17 protein-coding genes are annotated in these 20,177 nt (G+C 68.3%); 12 read left to right on the top strand and 5 right to left on the bottom strand.

The annotated features are described in order from the left end of the window. Positions 1-40: 40 nt before the first annotated feature. Positions 41-1,429: an MFS transporter gene (locus ACFCV3_RS30755; protein WP_376035754.1), complete on the bottom strand. Its 1,389-nt coding sequence runs from the start codon at positions 1,427-1,429 to the stop codon at positions 41-43. Between the two features lie 241 nt (positions 1,430-1,670). On the opposite strand from ACFCV3_RS30755, the gene ACFCV3_RS30760 reads away from it, so the two are divergent. Next, positions 1,671-2,543 (top strand): LysR substrate-binding domain-containing protein, encoded by an 873-nt coding sequence (locus ACFCV3_RS30760; protein ID WP_132175360.1) that lies wholly within the window; start codon positions 1,671-1,673, stop codon positions 2,541-2,543. Between the two features lie 258 nt (positions 2,544-2,801). Here the strand turns inward: ACFCV3_RS30760 and ACFCV3_RS30765 are convergent, their stop codons facing one another. Continuing rightward, positions 2,802-3,602 (bottom strand): UbiA family prenyltransferase, encoded by an 801-nt coding sequence (locus ACFCV3_RS30765; protein ID WP_376035756.1) that lies wholly within the window; start codon positions 3,600-3,602, stop codon positions 2,802-2,804. An 18-nt stretch (positions 3,603-3,620) separates the two neighbouring features. On the opposite strand from ACFCV3_RS30765, the gene ACFCV3_RS30770 reads away from it, so the two are divergent. The 4 genes from ACFCV3_RS30770 to ACFCV3_RS30785 all read left to right on the top strand — a co-directional run bounded on the left by ACFCV3_RS30770 (position 3,621) and on the right by ACFCV3_RS30785 (position 7,150). Continuing rightward, entirely contained in the window at positions 3,621-4,673 is a 1,053-nt protein-coding gene (locus ACFCV3_RS30770) for a type III polyketide synthase (RefSeq protein ID WP_376035758.1), read from the top strand. A 112-nt stretch (positions 4,674-4,785) separates the two neighbouring features. Next, a complete protein-coding gene (locus tag ACFCV3_RS30775; protein ID WP_376035759.1) occupies positions 4,786-5,295 on the top strand; it encodes an isoprenylcysteine carboxyl methyltransferase family protein in 510 nt (169 codons plus the stop codon). Beyond that, on the top strand, positions 5,292-6,401 hold the full coding sequence (locus ACFCV3_RS30780; RefSeq protein WP_376035761.1) for an NAD(P)/FAD-dependent oxidoreductase: 1,110 nt from the start codon (positions 5,292-5,294) through the stop codon (positions 6,399-6,401). Before ACFCV3_RS30775 ends, ACFCV3_RS30780 begins: the two co-directional genes overlap by 4 nt. Positions 6,402-6,562: 161 nt before the next feature. Continuing rightward, positions 6,563-7,150: a DUF305 domain-containing protein gene (locus tag ACFCV3_RS30785; protein WP_376035763.1), complete on the top strand. Its 588-nt coding sequence runs from the start codon at positions 6,563-6,565 to the stop codon at positions 7,148-7,150. A 197-nt stretch (positions 7,151-7,347) separates the two neighbouring features. Here the strand turns inward: ACFCV3_RS30785 and ACFCV3_RS30790 are convergent, their stop codons facing one another. Further along, positions 7,348-8,886 (bottom strand): helix-turn-helix domain-containing protein, encoded by a 1,539-nt coding sequence (locus ACFCV3_RS30790; RefSeq protein ID WP_376035765.1) that lies wholly within the window; start codon positions 8,884-8,886, stop codon positions 7,348-7,350. A 90-nt stretch (positions 8,887-8,976) separates the two neighbouring features. Here ACFCV3_RS30790 and ACFCV3_RS30795 point away from each other — a divergent pair, with 90 nt between their 5' ends. Further along, a complete protein-coding gene (locus ACFCV3_RS30795) occupies positions 8,977-10,242 on the top strand; it encodes an NAD(P)/FAD-dependent oxidoreductase (RefSeq protein WP_376035767.1) in 1,266 nt (421 codons plus the stop codon). Between the two features lie 245 nt (positions 10,243-10,487). On the opposite strand, the gene trxA is transcribed toward ACFCV3_RS30795, so the two are convergent. Both trxA and ACFCV3_RS30805 read right to left on the bottom strand, forming a co-directional pair. Next, entirely contained in the window at positions 10,488-10,877 is a 390-nt protein-coding gene (trxA, locus tag ACFCV3_RS30800; protein ID WP_344153778.1) for a thioredoxin, read from the bottom strand. 67 nt (positions 10,878-10,944) lie between these two features. Beyond that, positions 10,945-11,820, bottom strand: a complete 876-nt coding sequence (locus ACFCV3_RS30805) for an aldo/keto reductase (protein WP_376035769.1) — start codon at positions 11,818-11,820, stop codon at positions 10,945-10,947. 633 nt (positions 11,821-12,453) lie between these two features. On the opposite strand from ACFCV3_RS30805, the gene ACFCV3_RS30810 reads away from it, so the two are divergent. From ACFCV3_RS30810 to ACFCV3_RS30835, 6 genes are read left to right on the top strand one after another with little or no spacing between them, the layout of a single operon-like run. Further along, positions 12,454-13,539: a conjugal transfer protein gene (locus ACFCV3_RS30810; RefSeq protein WP_376035771.1), complete on the top strand. Its 1,086-nt coding sequence runs from the start codon at positions 12,454-12,456 to the stop codon at positions 13,537-13,539. 49 nt (positions 13,540-13,588) lie between these two features. Further along, positions 13,589-13,876, top strand: coding sequence for a hypothetical protein (locus ACFCV3_RS30815; RefSeq protein WP_376035773.1), 288 nt, complete (start codon positions 13,589-13,591; stop codon positions 13,874-13,876). After that, on the top strand, positions 13,876-14,454 hold the full coding sequence (locus ACFCV3_RS30820) for a hypothetical protein (protein ID WP_376035774.1): 579 nt from the start codon (positions 13,876-13,878) through the stop codon (positions 14,452-14,454). Before ACFCV3_RS30815 ends, ACFCV3_RS30820 begins: the two co-directional genes overlap by 1 nt. Continuing rightward, entirely contained in the window at positions 14,451-17,318 is a 2,868-nt protein-coding gene (locus tag ACFCV3_RS30825) for an ATP-binding protein (RefSeq protein ID WP_376035776.1), read from the top strand. Before ACFCV3_RS30820 ends, ACFCV3_RS30825 begins: the two co-directional genes overlap by 4 nt. Positions 17,319-17,359: 41 nt before the next feature. After that, positions 17,360-19,297 carry a hypothetical protein gene (locus tag ACFCV3_RS30830; protein ID WP_376035778.1) on the top strand — a complete coding sequence of 646 codons (1,938 nt, stop codon included), beginning with the start codon at positions 17,360-17,362 and terminating at the stop codon, positions 19,295-19,297. Between the two features lie 7 nt (positions 19,298-19,304). Next, positions 19,305-20,177 carry a hypothetical protein gene (locus ACFCV3_RS30835; protein WP_376035780.1) on the top strand — a complete coding sequence of 291 codons (873 nt, stop codon included), beginning with the start codon at positions 19,305-19,307 and terminating at the stop codon, positions 20,175-20,177.

A 20,177-nucleotide genomic window follows, 5' to 3' on the forward strand; every position in this document is an offset into this window, starting at 1 on the left:
GGCGGCTCGCCCCGCCTTCGGGGGTTTCAGCGGTACGGCGTTATCTCCGCAGCCGGCTGCGATTGCGGCGTGGCCGTCCGTCGGCCGCGCAGCGGTGGGTGCTGCCTGACCACCTGATGTGTGCGGTGTTGGTTGATGGGTGCTCGACGTGGGTCGGAGCCGACAGTTGGATCGTGTTCTGCTGGAGGGTGAGGCGGATCGGGACCTGGTGCCAGGGGGAACGGGTGCGCACCAGGACGACCCGGAAGCCGCCGTCGCGGCGGAGGCGGAGACCGATCAAGATGGTGGCGATCGCCGGCACCAGGCCGGCCAGCGCAAGGCTGATCCGGGCGCCGAAGTTCTGCGCGATCAGGCCGACCAACGGACCGCCGATCGCGCCGCCGCCGATGAAGACCAGGTTGTAGATGCCGGAGACCCGGCCGCGCAGCCCGTCCGGCGTGGTCAGTTGCACCATCGACTGGCAGGCGGTCAGGAACATCAGCGTGGCCATCCCCATCGCGGCCAGCACCGGAATGAAGGTCCACAGCGACGGCTGGACCGCTGCCAGCACTTGGGTGATCGTCAGCAGGGCTGCGATCCCGACCAGGTTGCGTAGCCGAGTCGGCCGGACCCTGCGCGCCGACAGCAACGCACCGGCCAAGGCCCCAACCGCGACCACCGAGTTCAGTACGCCGTACCCGGTGGCGCCGGTGTGGAAGACGCGGTCCGCGAACGCCGTCAGGGTCACCGGCAGGCTGATCGCGAACATGCCGTAGATGCCGACGAGCGCGATCGCCCAGCGGACGGCGGGCTCGTGGAACGCGTACTGCAGGCCGTCGCGCAGCCCGTCGCGGATCCGCAGCCCGGTCTGTCTGGCCGCCTTGCGCGCGGGCATCTCGCTCTCGCGCATCATGGTGAGCGCGGTGATCGACGCGAAGAACGTGCACGCGTTGATCGCGAACGCCCAGCCGGTGCCGAGCGTGCCGAGCAGTACGCCGCCCAGTGCCGGACCGATCATGCTGCCGAGCTGGAACGTCGACGAGACCATGCTGATCGCGTTCCGGACCCGGTCGCGGCCGACGAGTTCGGTGACGAACGACTGCCGGGTCGGGTTGTCGACCGCGGTGGCCAGGCCGAGGAACAGGGCCATCATGTAGACCTGCCAGACCCGCACCTGGCCGGTGAACGCGAGCACGGCGAGTACGCCGGCCGCCACGCCCATCGTGGTCTGGGTGACGAGCAGGATCCTGCGCTTCGGGAAACGGTCCGCGAGCACGCCGCCGTACAGGCCGAGCAGGAGGGTGGGGAGGAACTGCAGGGCGGTGGTGATACCGACCGCGGTGGCGCTGCCGGTGATCGTCAGCACCAGCCAGTCCTGGGCGATGCGCTGGATCCAGCCGCCGGTCGAACTGACCAGCAGACCGCTGACCAGGAGGCGGAAGTTGCGCACCTGCAAGGCGCTGAAAGTTTCGCGGAACCCTGGGCGGCTTCGGGTTTCGCCTTGTTTTGCAGGGTTATGGGTGTGGTAGTCGGCTTCTCGGACAGGACCGCTGGTCCGGGTGGTCAAAGGAGATCCCTACACGAGTGGGGTTGTCAGGGGAGGACATGTCCATCCTGGTCGATAGGTCCTGAATTCCGACAGCGAATTACTCCTATTACTCTTATTGCGTCCCGTGATAGGAGGTCTATCGATGTACGACCCGGACCAGCTGCGGACGTTCCTCGCCGTCGCCCAGTCGCTGAGCTTCACCCAGGCCGCCGAGCGGCTGGGGATCCGGCAGCCGACGGTCAGCCAGCACGTCCGCAAGCTCGAGGCCGCCGTAGGTCGCCCGCTCTTCCTGCGGGACACCCGCACCGTCACCCTCACCGCCGACGGCGACGCCATGGCCGGTTTCGCCCGCACCATCCTGGCCGCCCACGAGGAGGCCGCCGGCTACTTCACCGGCTCCGAGCTCCGCGGTCGCCTGCGCTTCGGCGTCACCGACGACCTCGCCCTCACCCCACTGCCCCGGATCCTCCGCGACTTCCGCCAGCTCTACCCGCGCATCGACCTGGAACTAACAGTCGCCCAGAGCCCGAACCTCCTCCGCCGGGTCGAGTCCGGCCACCTGGACCTCGCCTACGTCAAACACTCCGTCGGCACCGGCTACGAACCCAACGGCCGTCTAGTCCGCCGAGACCCCCTCGTCTGGGCAGGCATAGCCGGCACCCGGATAGCCCCCGACGGCCCAGTCCCCCTGGTCGCCTACCAAGCCCCCAGCCTCAGCCGCTCCCTAGGCGTCCAAACCCTCGAGCAGGCCGGCCGCTCCTGCCGAATCACCTGCATCGTCCGCGGCGTCAACGGCGTACTGGCCGCCGTACGCGCCGGCCTGGGCATAGCCATCTTCGCCCGCACCCTCATGCCCGCCGACCTGGTAGAGCCCCCACCCAGCGCAGGCCTCCCCGAACTCCCCGCCATCGACCTGGTCCTCATCACCAACCCCCGAGCCGCCAAAGAACCAGCCGAAGCCCTAACCGCCGCCATCCTCGGCAGCAACGCCCCCCTAAAACCCGACGCCGCCTAGCCCCGGCCTCGCCCTCCGTCGCCCAGCCTCCGCCCTCCGGCCTAGCCCTGGCCCTGCCCTCCGCCGCCCAGCCCTCCGGCCTAGCCCCCCGCCGCCTAGCCCCGGCCTCGCCTCCGCCGTCCGGCCCTCCCGCCCAGCCCGCCTCCGGCGGCGCCCAGCCCAGCCTCCTCCGCCGCCCTCAGCCCCTGAGCCCGGCCTACGCCCCCACCTCGTTTGTCGGCGCGCCGTTCCCACGAACCACGCTGGCCCGGAGCACGCCTACAGCACCCCGCCGCGCAGTACCAGGGCTGCCACGCTCACTCCGGCTATTGCGATCGTGACCAGGAACGGCGCCTCCTGCCACAGCACGATTGTGATGAGCAGGGCCGCGGCGACGACTAGTGCGACCCAGCCCACCAGTCCGACCGGACCGGCTGGGGCGATCACCAGGAGTGCGGTGGCGACTGCCAGGGGGAGGGGAGCGAGCAGGCGAGCGGCAGGGCCGAGGCGGTGGGGCCAGCCGCGGATGCCTGTTGCCAGGTCGTCCTTCAGGTCTGGTACGACGTTTGCCAGGTGGGCACCGACCCCGAGTAGTGCGGTGGCTGTGGTGGCCCACCAGGGTGCCCACGTGTGGGTGGTTCCCAGGGTGACGAACGACGGCAGTGCGCCGAACCCGACGGCGTACGGGAGCCAGGAGATGACGGTGGACTTCAGACCGAGGTTGTACGCCCAGGCGCAGGCCACGAAGAGCAGGTGAATCAGACCGGCCGCGATTCCGTTGGCCAGTGAGACGGGGATGGTGACAGCCAGCATGAGCCCGGCCGCGACCGCCAGCGTGCGGCGACTCACCAGTCCGCGCACCACTGGCTTGTCTTTCCGGTTCACAATGGTGTCGCGGGCGGCATCTATCGCGTCATTGCTCCAGCCGATCGAGAGGTGGCCGGTGAGGATCGTTGCTGCGACAAGGAGACATCCGGCGGGACTGCGCCCGGCTGACCACGCCACGGCGGTCACCAGCGCGGTGACGGCGACAGTCGGCCCGAGGTGGCAGGCCAGTGCCAGTCCCTTCAGCGCTCTCACCGACACCACGATGTCACGATGACGCGGATCGCAGCGGTCCGGCCCGCGTTGCCGCCGTACCGGTATGAGCAGGCAGAGCTCACAGACGCCTTCGCTGCGATCTGCCTGCCGGACGGGCGTGGGAACGCACTACTCCGGCGACTGCACGCGAATGCGGGCGTGTCGTCACGCCATCTGGCGCTGCCACTCGAGCAGTACGGCGTACTGAAGGACTTCGGTGCAGCCAACGACGCATGGATCGCGACAGCTGTCGATCTGGGCGCAGAGGCAGTCGCTGGTGCAGTAGCGGACGCTGGACTCGAGCTGTCCGACGTCGACGTCCTCATGTTCACCACGGTGACCGGAGTGGCAGCGCCGTCGATCGATGCGCGGGTTGCGGTGCGGTTGGGGCTACGTGAGGACGTGAAGCGACTACCGCTCTTCGGACTGGGCTGTGTGGGTGGTGCGGCCGGGATAGCGCGGTTGCACGACTACCTGCTGGCCTGGCCGAAGCAGGTCGCCGTACTGCTGTCTGTGGAGTTGTGTTCACTCACCCTGCAGCGCGACGACTCGTCGCTACCCAACCTGGTCGGGGGAGCGCTCTTCGGCGACGGTGCAGCCGCCGTGGTGCTGACAGGTTCCGAACACCCGCTTGCTGCCGGACCATCCGTGCTCGCGACCCGGAGTCGCCTGTATCCCAACTCTGAGCGAGTCATGGGCTGGGACGTGGGCTCCGGCGGTTTCCGGATCGTGCTGGGTGCGGATGTGCCGGAGGTAGTGCGGAAGTACCTCGGGGGTGATGTCAGGGGCTTTCTGGCCGACCACGGCCTGACCGTGCCGGAAATCGGTACCTGGGTCAGTCACCCCGGCGGACCGAAGGTGCTGGAGGCAGTGGCCGAGACCCTCGACCTACGGCCCGGTGCACTCGACCTGACCTGGAAGTCCCTCGATGCGGTCGGCAACCTCTCCTCTTCATCAGTCCTCCACGTCCTCGGTGACACGCTCACCCTGCATCCTTCGGGAAAGGGCCTGCTGCTAGCTATGGGCCCCGGATTCTGTTCCGAGCTCGTCTTACTGGAGTGGGCCGAATGACTGTTCACATTGCCACGCTCCGCGCGGCGGGTCCTGAGGCCTGGTTACCTTTCTTCCCTCGTCTCTCCAGTCGCTTCGCTCCCTACGTTCCTCAGTCCAGAAAGGGGGCCTCATGACCTGGTACGTCGTCCTCGTGGTGCTCGTCGGTCTCGAACGCGTCGCCGAGCTGGTGGTTTCGCTGCGGAACGCCAAGTGGAGCTTCGCCCAGGGCGGAGTGGAGTCCGGGCGGGGGCACTACCCGTTCATGGTGGTCCTGCACACCGGGCTGCTGGTCGCGTGCCTGGTGGAGTCGTTCCACCGCCCGTTCATCCCCGCACTGGGGTGGACGATGTTCGCACTCGTGGTGCTGTCGCAGGCGCTGCGCTGGTGGTGCATCAGCGTGCTCGGGCAGCAGTGGAACACCCGGGTGATCGTCGTACCGGGTCTGCACCTGGTGGCGCGCGGTCCCTACAAGCTGCTGAAGCACCCCAATTACGTGGCCGTGGTGATCGAGGGGATCGCGCTACCGCTCGTCCACACCGGCTGGATCACCGCAGTGGTCTTCACGCTGCTGAACATCCCGCTGCTCGCAGTACGCATCCGCACCGAGGAAGCCGCGCTGAACGCAGCCCTGGTCAAGTGATCGACCTCCTGGTCGCCGGCTGCGGCCCCGCCGGCGCAGCCACCGCGATCAGAGCAGCTCTGGCCGGCCTGTCCGTAGTAGTCCTGGAACCCCGCCAGGGCCCGATCGACAAAGCCTGCGGCGAAGGCATCGCCCACAGCGCCGTCGACTACCTGGACCGTCTGGGCGTCCACCTCACCGGCCGCCCGTTCCACGGCATCCGCTACCTGGACGCCCACCACTCCGTAGACGCCCGCTTCACCACCGGGCCCGGCCTGGGCGTCCGCCGTACCGTGCTCCACCAGGCTCTCCTCGACCGCCTCACCGAACTGAACGTCCCCATCGTCCCCACCCGCGTGGGCCCGATCACCCAGAACACCACCTCAGTAACCGCGGCCGGTTACACCGCCCGCTACCTGGCAGCCGCCGACGGCCTCCACTCACCCATCCGCCGCCAACTGAACTTGTCGGGAGAGGGGAACCGTCTGGGGTTGTGGGGAGAGCGGAGCCAGCGGGTGTTGGCGGGGGAGGGGAGCGCCCGCCCGGCCGACCCCGGTGGCGCGCCGTCCCGCCCACGCGCCATCCGCCGTGGTCTCCGCCAGCACTTCCAGGTCCACCCGTGGACGGACCTGGTCGAGGTGTACTGGTCTCGGTTGGGTGAGGCCTACGTGACACCAGTCGCCGACGACCTCGTCGGCGTCGCCGTCCTCACCACCGCCCGCGGCACCTTCGACTCGCACCTCGACGCGTTCCCGGCACTCAAGCGCCGGCTGTACGGCGCCACCCCGGCAAGCACCGTCATGGGTGCCGGCCCACTCCGCCAACGCGTCCAGTACCGAGTCTCTGGCCGCGTGCTGCTCGTCGGCGACGCAGCCGGCTACATCGACGCCCTCACCGGCGAGGGCATCGCAGTAGCGCTCCGCACCTCGGCCGAGCTGGTCGACTGCGTCCGCGCGGACCGTCCCGCCGACTACGAATCCGCCTGGCGCCGCGTCTCCCGCGAGTGCCGTCTCCTGACCGCATCGTTGCTCTGGGCCCGCAACCGCCGCCTGCTCGCCCCACACATCGTCCCCGCCGCCGCCCGCCTCCCCGCCGTCTACGCCCACATCGTCAACCGCTTGTCCTAGGCAACAAACCACAACCGTTGCCGACGGCCGAGCTCGCTCCGACGGCCCGCTGTCGGCTTTCCGCCACCCTCTGTACCCCGCCCGCCACGCTCGGTACTCTCGCCCTAACCACCCGCCCCGCCCCCGCCGCCCGTCTCCTTCCGCCCCGAGGAGTCCGCCTCATGAAAGCTCTCGCCGTCCTCGCCCTCCTGGCCGTCCTCACCGGCTGCGGATCACCCACCGCGGCCACCCCGCCGCCGGCGGCCCCGCCCGCGACGGCACCCAGCACTCCGGTGACCGAGTGGACGATCGACCCGTCCTTCAACTCGTTCGACCTGGCCTGGATCGAGCTGATGATCCCCATGGACGAGCAGCTCCTGCAGGTACTCGCAATCGCGGAGAAGCAGGCTGCCGACCCGGCCGTCCGCGCGTTCGCGACCAGGGTGGCCGGCGGCCACCGCGACGAGGTGGAGAAACTCAAGCTGAACCGGACCCGGTCCGGGATGCCGGTCCGCAACCCGCACGTCGGGCACGACATGGCCGGCATGATGACCGAGCCCGAGATCGTTGCCCTCGGCAAGACCTCCGGACCGGCCTTCGACCAGCTCTCGGCGAAGAACCTGAAGGAGCATCTGGACGAGTCGATCGTGCTGGCCAAGGGCATCGGCACGAACGGCAAGGACGCCGCGGTGAAGCACCTGGCCGGGGAGATCCGGAGCAGCCGCTCGGCTCAGCTCACCGAACTGGCGGCACTCACGAAAAAGGAGTAGGCCCGGCGGTCGCTCAGACAACCGCCGGGCCCAGTGGTTTTGGGCTCCCTGGTGAAGAGTCCAACCCCGGTCACTCCTCGAGCTCCCTGGTGAAGAGCTCGATCAGCGACAAGGAAGACTCTGTCAGCCGGATGTTGCTCAACCATTGCCGGTAAATGAAGCCTTGTTACATGAGCCTGTGGCGTAGATCTCAGTGCTCAATGCTCGGTCCGGACGGCTGCGATCTGCAGTTGTAATGCCAGTCGTTCGAGTGGATCACTCAGGTCGAGCGCGGCGATCTCGCCGATCCGCTTCATCCGGTGCCGCAGGGTGTTGGTGTGCAGATGCAGTTCCCGAGCTGCCCGCTGCGGCTGCCCCGGATACTCCAGCCACGCCTGCAAGGTTTCGACGAACCCGGTGTCGTGCTGGATGTCGTGCCGCAGCAGCGTCGCGAGCGGACCGTCCATCTTGTTCACATCCAGCGACAGCACCGCCCGATGCACGGTCAGCACGTGCCACGCCTCCTCCACCCGCAACACCGGCCCAGGCGCGACCCCACGCCGTATAAGGCCGAGCAGCTCGACCGCCTCGGCCCGGGAGCTCGGCAGATCGGCCGGTCCGCGGGCGGGACCGCCGGCTGCAGCAATAGAGCCCTTCGCATGGTCCGCGACCAGCTTGGCCAACCAGGGCCACGACCCTGGCCCTTCGGTATCGGTCACGACCGCAAGGACAGTCCCGTCCAGGTCAGCGAGGTGCGGGTCGCTCCAGCCGTGCCGACGCCCGGTCGACTCCCACAGGTCGAGCTGCTGCGGTACGTCGTACCCCTCAGGTGAGGAGAGTGCGACAACCCGCCATGGTCGCGGTGGAAGGCGCACGTCGAGCGGATTGTCCGGTGAGAACTGTCGGAGCACAGTCCGGAGCCTGTCGATCGCACTGCGCCGGGCGACATCGGCCTGGGCTCGCAGACGTAGCAGGTGCAGCGCCAGTACGGAAGCGGCGTTGCTGAGCTCGGCCATCACCTCGTCACTGACCGGACCGTTCACCACAGCCCAGATGGAGCCCAGCCACTCGCCGCCGGCGCGCACCGGCACGATGAGGCGCGGACGGATCCCGTTCGGACCTTCGGGCACCAGGAACGGTTCGCTGGACCGCGCGAGCCGTCTGAACACCCCTCTGGCCCGGAAGTGCGCGATCACCTCCGGCGGGACCCGACGGCCGACGATGGTGGAGACCCGGGCGGGGTCGGTGAAGTCCTGACCAGAGGAGTACGCCAGCACCCGCGACTGGTTGTCCTCGATGGTCACCGGCGCGTCCACGATCGCCCTGGCCGCGTCCGCCAGTGCGAACAGCTCCTGGTGTACGCCGGCGTCCCCGGCCACGGGGGAGTCCGGTGCGGCCGCTCGGTCGAGGACACCGCGCAGCAGCCACACCACGTGTGCCCAGGCCACGCTCGGCTGCAGTGCGACCAGCGTGAGCAACCACCGCTCGGCCGCCGAGACTACGGCCGGGTCGCGGGCGAGCGTCGTACGCAGAACAACCCCAGAGGCGTTTCCGGCCGCGCAGCGCTCCACGAACTCCACGGCGTCCTCGGCATTGCGCAGTCCGAGTCCGAGAACCAGGTCGCCCGGATGACCGGTGGCAGGCTCCTGCGGATCCGCCAGAAAGACGTCCCGGACCTCGCTGTCTCCCTTGCCGGTCACCACCACCTCGAACAGGGCAGGACCGACGGCGACGATCAGGTCAGGCGCGGTGATCATGAGGTTATTGTGCGCTGAGCACAGTCATTTGTCCCGCGAATGGTGTGATCGCACCATGACAGCTGTCTCCAGCGGCCGCACCATCGATACATGGTCGCTACTGGCTCCACTCACATCGTCCCCGATCGCGTCGCTGTCGTCGGCGCGGGCATGGTCGGTCTGGCCACCGCCTGGTTCCTCCAGGAGGCCGGCGTCGAGGTCACCGTGCTCGACCGTGAAGGCGTCGCCGCCGGCGCATCCTGGGGTAACGCCGGCTGGCTGACGCCCGGCCTGGCCACCCCGCTGCCGGAGCCGGCAGTCCTCAAGTACGGCGTCCGCGCGGTGCTGAGCCCCTCCTCACCGGTGTACGTTCCGCCGACCGCGAGCCCGCGGCTCCTCAATTTCCTCACCCGCTTCGCTCGCAACAGCACCGCCGGACGCTGGAAGACCGCGATGGACTCGCTGGTCCCGATCAACCGCCAGGCGCTGCCGGCCTTCGACTTCCTGGCCAAGGCCGGGGTCGAGGCGCAGACCTACGAGGCCAAGTCCTTCCTGGCGGCGTACCGGACCGAGGCCGAGCGCAGCGTGCTGCTCGAGGAGATCGAGCAGATCCACGCCGCCGGGCAGGGCATCGAGTTCGAAGCGATCACCGGTGACGACGCCCGCGAGATCGAGCCGTCGCTGTCCGACGAGATCGGTGCGGCGATCCGGCTGCACGGCCAGCGCTTCATCAACCCCGGTGAGTACGTCCAGCTGCTGGCCGACTCGGTCGTCGCCCGCGGCGGCCAGATCATCACCGGCGTCGTGGTCAAGGACATCGTGGACGAGATCCGCGGCGTCCGCCTGATCACCGGTGACGGCGAGACCGACCCGTTCGACGCGGTCGTGATGGCCACCGGCGCGTGGCTGACCGATCTGGCCAAGGACTTCGGCGTGAAGACCGTCGTACAGGCTGGTCGTGGCTACAGCTTCAGCGTCCCGATCGCCCACGTACCGGCCGGCCCGGTCTACTTCCCGGCCCAGCGGGTCGCCTGTACGCCGCTCGGTGACCGCCTGCGCGTGGCGGGCATGATGGAGTTCCGCAAGCCGGAGGCGAAGCTCGACCCGCGCCGGATCAACGCCATCGTGGAGGCGGCCCGGCCGCTGCTCCGGGACGCCGACCTGGACGCCCGGACGTTCGAGTGGGTCGGCCCGCGGCCCTGTACCCCGGACGGCCTGCCGATCATCGGTGCCACCGCATCGCCACGGGTGTACGCCGCCGGCGGGCACGGCATGTGGGGCATCACGCTCGGCCCGATCACCGGCCAGCTGCTGGCCGAGACCATCACCACCGGCCGCACCCCGGCCGAGCTCGCCCCGTTCGACCCCTTGCGCTGAAGTCCTTCCCAGAAGGGACCGGCGTCGATCGGTCCCTTCGCCCGGTACTGACCACACCTCTTGCGGCAGTCGAAGTGAACCGCTTCCGGACGGCAACCTCACCCGCCCGGCAACCACCAGGGTTCACTCCAGCGCAACGGTCAGCACCTGGAGCGGGCCCTGGCCGTTGATCTCCTGCCCAGGGCCCGCTCCCATCAACGACAGAAGCCCCGGACACCTGCCCGGGGCTTCTGTCTTTGCTGACGTCAGTGCGTGTGCGGCTCGGTGCCGTGCTCGGCCTCGTGCGCGGCGATCTGGGCGCGGACCTCTTCCATGTCCACGGCGCGCAGCTGCTTGATCAGGTCCTCCAGCGCCGGCGCCGGCAGGGCACCCGGCTGCGAGTAGAGGACCACACCGTCGCGGACGGCCATCAAGGTCGGGATGGACTGGATCTGGAAGGCCTGGGCCAGCTCGACCTGCGCCTCCGTGTCCACCTTCCCGAACTTGATGTCGGTGTGCTCCTCGGACGACTTCTCGAACACGGGCCCGAACATCTTGCACGGACCGCACCACTCCGCCCAGAAGTCGACCAGGACGAGGCCCTCACCACTCACGACCTCGTCGAAGTTCTCCTGGGACAGCTCGACCGTTGCCACTACGACCTCCGAAGTTAGATGACTACACGCGCTTCAACACCGAACCACCCGCGAGTGTTCCCGGCGCTCAGATCGGCATGTCGATGAACGGGGAAGCGTAGTCCTGGACCTCCTGGAGGATGGAGGCCGCATCCTCGGCGGACAGGTCGGCCCGCTCGCGCTCCGCGACGATCATCTGCTGGAGCAACCGAGTCTCACCCGCGGTTGCCAGGCCGGTGATCTCCGGGTGCCCGTTCAGCAGCCAGGCGGTGGCCGCCGTCACGTACCGCTGCTCGTCGAACGGCCGGTACCAGGTGTCGTACGTCTTCTCCTCGCCCTCGCGCCAGCCCCGCCGGGCGATCATCTTGATCGTCATCAGGGCCACGTCCGAAGCCTGTACGGCGGCCACCAGCTCGGCGTAGTCCGCGGCGTACTGCGGGTCCGTCGAAAGGTGGTAGTTGAGCGGGGTGAGCACGCTGTCGAAGTCGAACCGGCGCAGGCCCTCGAGATGTACGGCGGGGGCCTGGGCGGTGTGGCCGGTGATTCCGATGGCCGACACCAGGCCCTCCTCCTTGGCCCGGATCGCGGCCTCGAGCGAGCCGCCCTTGCCGGTGACGAGGTCGAGGTTCTCCAGATCACAGACCGCATGCATCTGGATCAGATCGACATGATCGGTCTGTAACCGTTCCAGCGAACGATTGATCTCGCTCCACGCCTCTTCCGCCGTCCGGCGGCCGGTCTTGGTGGCGAGGAAGATCCGGTCCCGGATCTCCGGCATCCGCGGGCCGAGGCGCAGCTCCGCGTCACCGTAGTCGGCGGCGACGTCGAAGTGGTTGATCCCGGCGTCCAGCGCCTCCTGGATCGAGGCGTCGGCCCGGTCCTGGTCGACGCTGCCGAGTGAAGCGGCGCCGAAGATCAGCACCGAGCTCTGGTGGCCGAGCCGGCCGAGTCGGCGAGTTTCCATCCTGGTCCTCCAGGGGTAGCAGGGGTACTCCGACCCTATGCCAGGACATGTTTGTTTTGACCCCTCGCCACGGGAGAGTTTTCCACAGGCCGGTCCGCGGATCGGTTACTATGCGTGATCAGTTGATGCGGTCTTTTACCATGTTGTTCGCACGGATTTTCGAATCTGTCCGAGCGGTGTGGCATGGTGTGCGCTGCCCGATCGATGACGTGGGAAATGAGAGAGGAGCTATGGCGACGGTACCGAAGGTGTCACGCTTGGCGTTCGAGGGTGACACTGCCCGCAACTGGGGTAACAGTAAGGCTGCGGGGAGCGATGGAGCATCCGGATCCTGGTCTCAGGTCTCCCGGTGGACAGTTGCTTGCCGTATTCTCCCGGCTACTGTCCGCGTAACTGCTGTCTGAGGGGCGGGTAGCGATGAGTTGGTGGCGAACAGTGCTGAATCTGCCGCCAAAAGGTGAACACTGGTCGGACCAGCGGCGGCCGAAGAAGGCCGGCCGTGGACGCCCACAGAACACCGCACCGGAGTGGTGGGCCCACCCCGATGGCCCGGTGTCACCCACGCCTCGCCAGGCACAGGGTGTAGCCGCGCAGTACGCCGCACCCCAGACTCCTCCGCCGCCCGGCGGAGTGATGGCTCCGCCTCGTCGTCCCGGCGGGCAGCAGCCCGGTCAGCCGGTGCAAGGTCACCCACAGCCAGGTCAGCAACCGGCGCCTAGTGAGCAGCGGCATGGAGCCGCTCCTGGTCAGCGCACGCCCGAGCGGCTGCGGCAGCGGTCGCCCCACGGCGCTCACGCGGCCCCTGGTCCCGTCCGGGAGCCGCTGGAGCCCGGGCAGACCCCTTGGGCCACTGAGCCCGAGTCGTCGTTCTCGACCTGGGCGCGACGTTTCTTCCGCGGCCTGGTGGTCGCGGTCCTGCTGCTCGCGGCGATCAGCGGCATCCGGTCCTGGGTCAGCCCGAACCGGACACCCGACACCGTGGTCGGCAGCCAGAACAGCTACCCGGTCGAGGACGCCCGCGCGATCGCGACGCGGTACGCGATCTCCTACCTGACCTGGGACGAGGCGAACCCGGAGGCGCGTCCGGCTCAGGTCGGGCTCGACCTGGCCGCCGGCCTGGACAGCCGCGCGGGGTGGAACGGACGCGGCAAGCAGATCGCGGTCACCGCCTACCCCGGCGAGGTCAAGGTCGATCCGGGTGGCGTGGTCGCCAAGGTCGACGTACGGGTGCGGGTCCAGACGTACTACCTGAAGGGCAGGGTGATGACCGCCGGCCAGTTCGTCTGGCAGCGGTTGTCCGTCCCGGTCGCCCGGACCGCGGCCAGGGTGGTGGCCAGTGGCCCGCCGACCTTCGTACCGGACGGCCGGGCAGCACTGCCGGAGAACATGCCCGAGGCCGGCGTACCGGACGACGTGCTGACGGCTGCAACGAACAAGGACGCCGAAGCGTTCTTCAGCGCGTATGCCGAGTCCGACAACAAGGTGTCGGCCGTGACCGCCCCCGGCTCGACCATCCGCAGTCTGAACGGCGCCGTGAAGTTCGGCGAGCTGAAGGACTGGCAGGTCTACACGGGTAACGACGACGAGCGGCGGGCGACCGCTGCCGTCACCTGGGACGGGGTGGGAGACACCACCCTCGACCAGACGTACACGCTCACGTTACGGCGTACTGTCGCCACGGACGGAGCACAACGATGGCAAGTGGCCGCCGTCGGATGACCACAGCAACCCGCCGTCGGACGACCGAGGCACCAAGGGAGACACCGCAATGACGACGCACGAACTGGCTGCGAGCGTGGTTCAGCTCGTCGCGCCACTGGCAGGAGCCAATGTCCCGACCGGCGCGGATTTCAAGGACTGGGTCCTGGTCATCGCGGGCAACATCTTCATCGCCATCCTGGTCCTGCGCGCGATCGGGCACTACTTCAAGCGGGAGTGGGGCGAGCTGTTCGGTCACATCGCCGCCGGTGTCCTGGTCGGGGGGCTGATCTATGCGAACAACCAGACCATCAATGTGCTGAAGGGCTTCTGGGGATTGCTCTCCGGGGGTAATTGATGCGCGTCGGCCGTACCCTGACCCACCACTTCGAGATCGAGACCCGGCAGTACGACCTGCTCGGGATCGACCTCGGAGAAGGCGCGCGACGCCGGATGATCATCTTCGGTGCGGTGATCATCCTGGCCTGGATCGCGCTGCTGTTCCCGTTCGTCGGGGTGCCCCAGAAGGGCACCGTCAGCCTGTACGTCGTACCGCCGTTCGTGATCACGGCGTTCGGCTGGCGCCCCGGCAAGTTCCACGAACGCCGCCGCCGCGTCACCGAGTGGGCGCTGGCCGTCCGCTACGCGCTGCGCGCACACCGCCCGATCATCGGACTCGGCGCCCGGGCGGCGGACAAGACGGAGTACCTGCCATGGCGTGAGCGCGTCGCGACCCAGAAGGTGGCCAACCTGGCGAAGGCCAGGGTGACCCCGGAGTGGGAACGCGATGTCGTGGTGGAGCTGGATCCGATGGTCCGCGCGGGTGCGGACATCACCGTGAACCAGCGTGCCCGCCTGCTCGGGGCGGACCACGTTCGGAAGGTCAGTCGCAGGACGTCGTCAGGCAGCCGATTGGTTAACGAGGGGCACGAATGAAGATCGCTGACAAGCTCCTGAACCTGGTGGGCGTCGGCCGCGAGCGCGGCCTGCCGCCGCCCCGGCTGGTGGCCATCGCCGACGGACTGCTCGTCACCGAACGCAGCGCCGAGGCATGGTTCCTGATCTCGGTGGCGAACACCGACCTGGCCACCGAGGCCGAGCAGGACGCCGCCCTGGACGCCGCGGTGAGTGCCGCCGCGACCATCCTCGGCGACCGGCTCAGTCACCTGAAGGTGGTCTGGGGCCGTTCCACCGGCCAGGACTACATCGACTCCGTGGCCGGCCACTACCGGCTCGGCGACCACGAGGCCTGGGCACAGACCCGGGCCGACCGGATCGACGAGATGCGGATGCCCGAGCGGTACGTCGCCCTCGGCGTACACCTCAGTGACCGCGACCCCCGCGCGACCGCGCAGGTCCGCGGCTCGATCAGCGACGCCCTCGGTACGACGTCCTGGCGGGTCAGCGCGCGTGAGCTCGCGCACCTGGACGAGCGGGTCCGCAAGCTCGGCCGGCAGCTCGGCTCGACCGTGTGGCGTGCACACACCGCGCCGGCCGAGGTCATCTCCTGGCTGATCAGCCGCGAGATGCACCGCGGCGCCGTGGCCGCACCCCGTCGCGGTCTGATCACCGGCGCCTCGCTGGCCCGGCTCACCTCAGGCCGCGTCGTGCCGTACACCGATCACCTGCGCATCTTCGACTCGCGCGGCCAGATCGCGGCGTACACGACTGTCCTCGCGATGACCGACTTCCCCGAGGAGCTCGAGACCCCGGGCCCGGGGGAGTGGCTGCGGACGCTGTCGGAGATCAAGGCGATCGACGACGACGGCGACGAGATCGACGTGACCGTCGAGGCCTCGGTCCGCTTCCGCGTACTCACCAAGAAGACCGCCCGGCACCTCGTCGACGAGACCCGCAAGAGTGCCAAGGAGCAGCGCCGTTCGGCCGCCAAGGGCACCGCGGAGGAGACCGCCGACGAGATCGTCGAGACCGAGCGCGTGATGCGCGAGGTCAAGCGCGACATCAACCGCAGCGGCCTCACCCTGGTCGAGGACCACCCCCGCCTACTGGTCAGCGCGGACACCCGCGAGGACCTCGAGGCGTACGTCGACGCCGTCATCGCGCACTACGCCGACCGCGGCATCACCGTCGCCCCCGGCGCCGACGAGCAGCGCGACCTGTGGCTCGAATCGCTCCCCGGCGACCAGCTCCGCGTCCCCGACCTCGGCCACGTCCGCGAGTCGACCGCCTTCTTCGGCTCCTGGTTCTGGGGCGGTGCGTCGATCGGTGACGCGACCGGTCCCGCGATCGGCTACCTGACCGGTTCCACACCAGGTCTCGTGCGTTTCGACGCCGCGGCCGGTTCGGCCCTGGGCGACGCGACCACGACCCTCTTCCTCGGCCGCTCCGGCCGAGGCAAGACGACCGCCGCCATGCTCGGCGGCCTCGACTCCGCCTTCGCCGGCGCCTGGGTCCCTCTGCTGGATCTGAAGGGCGACGCGGCCGGCGTATCGGCCGTCGCCGCGGAGTACGGCGTACCGACCGCGGTCATCGAGATCACCGCCCAGTTCTCCGGCGCCGCGGACCTGCTCCGCGTCCTCCCGGTCGACGACGCCCTCCTGCAGGCGCCGTCCCAGCTGATGCTCCTGCTCCCGCCACACCTCCGTGGCGCCGCCGAAGCCCCCGTGATGGCCGCCACCCGCGCCGAGATCCAGTCACCCGACCCCTCGTCGTGGGGCGTCATCCAGCGCCTCTGCAACTCCGACTCCGAAACCATCCGCACCGTCGGCTTCGCCCTCCGCGACCTCGTCGAGACCGGCCTCGGTTCGGTAGTCGCCGGCCCACCCTCAGGCCTCTCCTCCCTGACCACCAACCCAGGCCTCTGGGTCGTCCAGATGCCCGGCCTCACCCTGCCGTCCCCCGAGTCGGCCCCCGAGTCCTGGTCCCCGATCGAACGCGTCGGCATGGCCTGCCTCCGCGGCTGCCTCGCCTGGATGGTCCGCACCACCGGCCGCCGCGAGTTCCGCGGCCGCTCCAAGGTCGTCATCGTCCCCGAGGTCCACCTCCTGACGAAGACGCCCGACGGCGCCTCCTTCCTCGACTACATCGCCCGCGTCGGCCGAGCCCTCGGCGCCTCCCTGGTCCTCGACACCCAGGACCCGGCCTCGATCCTCAAACTCCCCGGCCTCGTCGAGCAGATCACCACCCTCTTCGCCTTCAGCCTCCGCTCCCGCGAACAGGTCGACTCCCTCCTCGAACTGCTGGGCCGCCCCCAAACAGCCCCCTACCAAACCCTCGTCCGAGGCATCAACACCGCAGCCAACGGCAAATCCATCCGCCACGGCCACTGCATCATGCGCGACCGCTGGGACGAAGTAGCCACCGTCCAGATCGACATCCCCAGCCAGCAGGTAGCCGCCCTCCTCCGCACCACCCCCGAATCCGAACACGCCAACACCCCCGCCCCCGCCCTCCCCGCCGACCCCACCCCCGCCGACCCCTTCGCCGACGACGAAGACCCCCAAGACCTCCCAGCCCCCGCCGCCACCGCCACAGCCCAATCCGAAGCCCACACCACCCACCCAGAACCACCCCCCACCCCCGCCGTAGATCCCACCCCCGCCGTGGAGCCCACCCCCGCCCCGGACCCCACAGCCGTCTCCACCCCCCTAGACACCCCACCCCCACCCCCCGCCCCCACCAACGGCCACCACCCCCCAACCCGCCACGAAGCCCCCATAGGCCCCGACGACGTCTACGACCAAGAAGCAGACGAAGCCGCCTACAACGAAGCCATGTCACCCGCCTACGCCGACACCGAGCCCCAACACCCGCCCAAGGGCAAGGAGCACGTCGCATGAGGTGGGCACGCCGTCTTCGTGCTGCGCTCACTGTCGTCTGTGTGTCTGTCGTAGTCACCGCTCAGGTAGCTCTGGCAGCCGACCCGCAAGGGCCCACCAATCCCACGGGATTCGGTGATCTGCTGCCGACGCCTGATCTGACTCACGGCGACAGCCGGACGCTGTTCGAGCAATACAGCCCCACGGTCTACGGTCTGGATTTCGAGACCAGCCTGCGTGACCCGATGGAGGCTGTCTTCAACGGATATGCGCACATGGTGATGCTGTACATCGTTGCCATCACCAGGGCGGCGATCTCGGTCGGGTGGTGGTTGTTCTCGTTTACCGATATCAAGCCGCTAACGGACACGGCATCTTCGGCGATCGGCCTCGTGAACACGCAACTTGCTGGCTGGCTGTTGCCTTCGGCGCTCGCATTCGGTGCGATCGCGGCCTATGCACAGCGGAAAGCGAGTGGCAGCGCAATGGGTCAGCTTGTCTGGGTGTTCGCAGCCGGCCTCTTAGCGATCAGCTTCGCAGCTTCTCCGAATATCTGGCTGAACGGTGTCGATGGCGCCCGGCAGGTGGGGTCGGACGCCGTCGTCGGTACCTCGACCGAGGTGCTCGGTGGGACGTCGAAAGTGCCGATCGAGTGGCCCGAGCCTGGCTTCTCCGGAACGAAGCGCGACACACTCTTGCGAAAATCCGGTGACGCAACCTGGCGTGCGTTTGCGGCAACGCCGTGGTGCGTGGCCGAGTTCGGCTCGCTGGCTGCCTGCCAGCGTTACGGCAAAGCCATTCTGGACAAGGGAACTGACGGGGACGCACGCAAGAGCTACATCGACAACGAGATCAGCAAAGCCGAAGGTGGCGGAGACGCGCCGACCGTGAAATGGGCCAAGGGTGACCAGCCCTTCGGCAGAGTTGGTGTGCTGACACTCGGCGCGATCGCCGCCACGTTGTTCGCGTTCCTCACGATCTCGCTGGCTTTCACTGCACTGATGGCGTTCATCGGCTGCATGATTCTTCTTGTCGTCGGAGTGCTCTTCACTTGTCTGTGGGCGATTCCCGGGCGAACTCGGCAATGGGGGATGAACTGGTTCGAGGCGTTGCTGGGGTTGGTATTGCAGTCGATCCTTGCCCTGTTGGTCTTCTCGACCACTCTGGCGTTGGTCACTGCGGTCTTCAGCCTTACGGACACTCTCGGTTGGCTCCCGGTGAGTGGCCTGGCGATTGCGGTGCTGATCGCGGGCTTCCGGCTAAGACGCATGTTCGAAAGCATGAGTTCGATGATGCGACCTGGGATGGGAAGCCTGGTCATGGGAGGCCTGGCTCGTCGGGGCGCGATGTCAGCTGTCCGGCGAATCATGGGTGCAGTTGGAAGTCGAGCGGCCAGTCCGTCGGTGGCCGAGAGAGCTGGTCGCGGGGGAGCGCAAGAAGTTCAAGCCCAACGAGCGTCGTCGGTTCGACTGTTCCGCCAGGCACCGGCCCTGGGGTCCAATCTTAGGGTCCTCAGTGCCCGGCAAGCCCCTGCACATGAGATCGGGTCCCGCGAGCGGCGAGCAATTGAGCCTGCATCGGGGAACGCCTCGGGCGTGGGTGCGCGCAAAGAGGGACTGGGCGCGAGTGCCAAGGAGCAGGCGCGGGCCGTTGCAGCAGGACAACTTCAGGCCGCGCCGAGCACCGCTGGATCGTCGGATCGTCGGAGGACGGTAACTGTGGGCCTGAGTGGAGCTTCCACAGGGCAGGCAACCAGTTCAGGCGGCGGACCGAACACCTCCGATTCGCGGCAGGCGCGGCATGCGAAGAAGGAGGCAAGGCCTGCCTCGCACAGCAGATTCGAGCCAAGAATGCATACCCACTCGGCTAGCCTCCGCGACGGGCCGCCCAAGATAGCCCGTGATCGGCGCAAGCCACAGACGACAGGGAGCCGCAGTTTCCGGGAGTACACGAGCGTCACCAAGGACGGTGTGACGGTCATGGTGCCGAACCGTAGGTGACGAGCCGATGAGACGAGGCAAGGATTCGTCGGACCGCGACGCTGAGGACGACAGGTCCAGTGGCCGGCGTCAACCGGATCAACCGGAGAGCTGGCGCGACGTCGTTCGGACCAGCTATGAGTACCCGGACGACATCGACGAGCTGAATCGTCGTGAGCGGCGTCGGGCAAAGCGGACCTGGCGTCGGGATGACCAGGCGCAGCGGAATGCTTGGCTGCGGGAGCAGCGGCAGGCGGAACCGACGAGCCCTGTCACAGTCGTCGTTGCGATCGTGATCCTCGCGATCGTGATCCTCGGTCTGGGTGGCGGATTGCCGCGCCTGCTCCGGGGCGACGAACCTGCGCGGGGAAACGTTGGTCTCCTGACTCCGCCCGCGCAACCAGGTGCGAACTCTTCCGTCCCGCCACAGCCCACGGCTGCTCCGTCGTCACCGCCCACCTTGACGAACTCGACGCCGCCGATCCTGACCGAACGTCCACCGGCGTCGGCAGGGGCATCTGCGGAAGAAACGATCAACACCTGGTCCAGGCTCTTCTACCAACGCGACCCATCGTCGGAGACCTACACGAATCTGATCGACAAGGCGGCGCCGTACATCACGACGCAACTCGGTGAAACCCTTCTAGCCGAGGGAGACTCGACCTACGACGCGCTCAAGGCCGACGGAGGAAAGTCGAAAGTAGTGGCCGTTCAGATCGGACCGCCGCGCCCGGACACCTCCCCGGTCGACACCCCCACCCGGATCAGCCGACTCGTATCGATCACGATCGACGTCACGGGCAAGCGACCGAACCGGATTGTCCTTCCGCTGCTGATCACCTTGGTTCCGGAAGGAACCAAGTGGGTGATCAGCGATCTCAACGGCGGAACCGGCCCGTGA

The organism is Kribbella sp. NPDC056345, from assembly GCF_042262745.1.
Taxonomy (GTDB): domain Bacteria; phylum Actinomycetota; class Actinomycetes; order Propionibacteriales; family Kribbellaceae; genus Kribbella.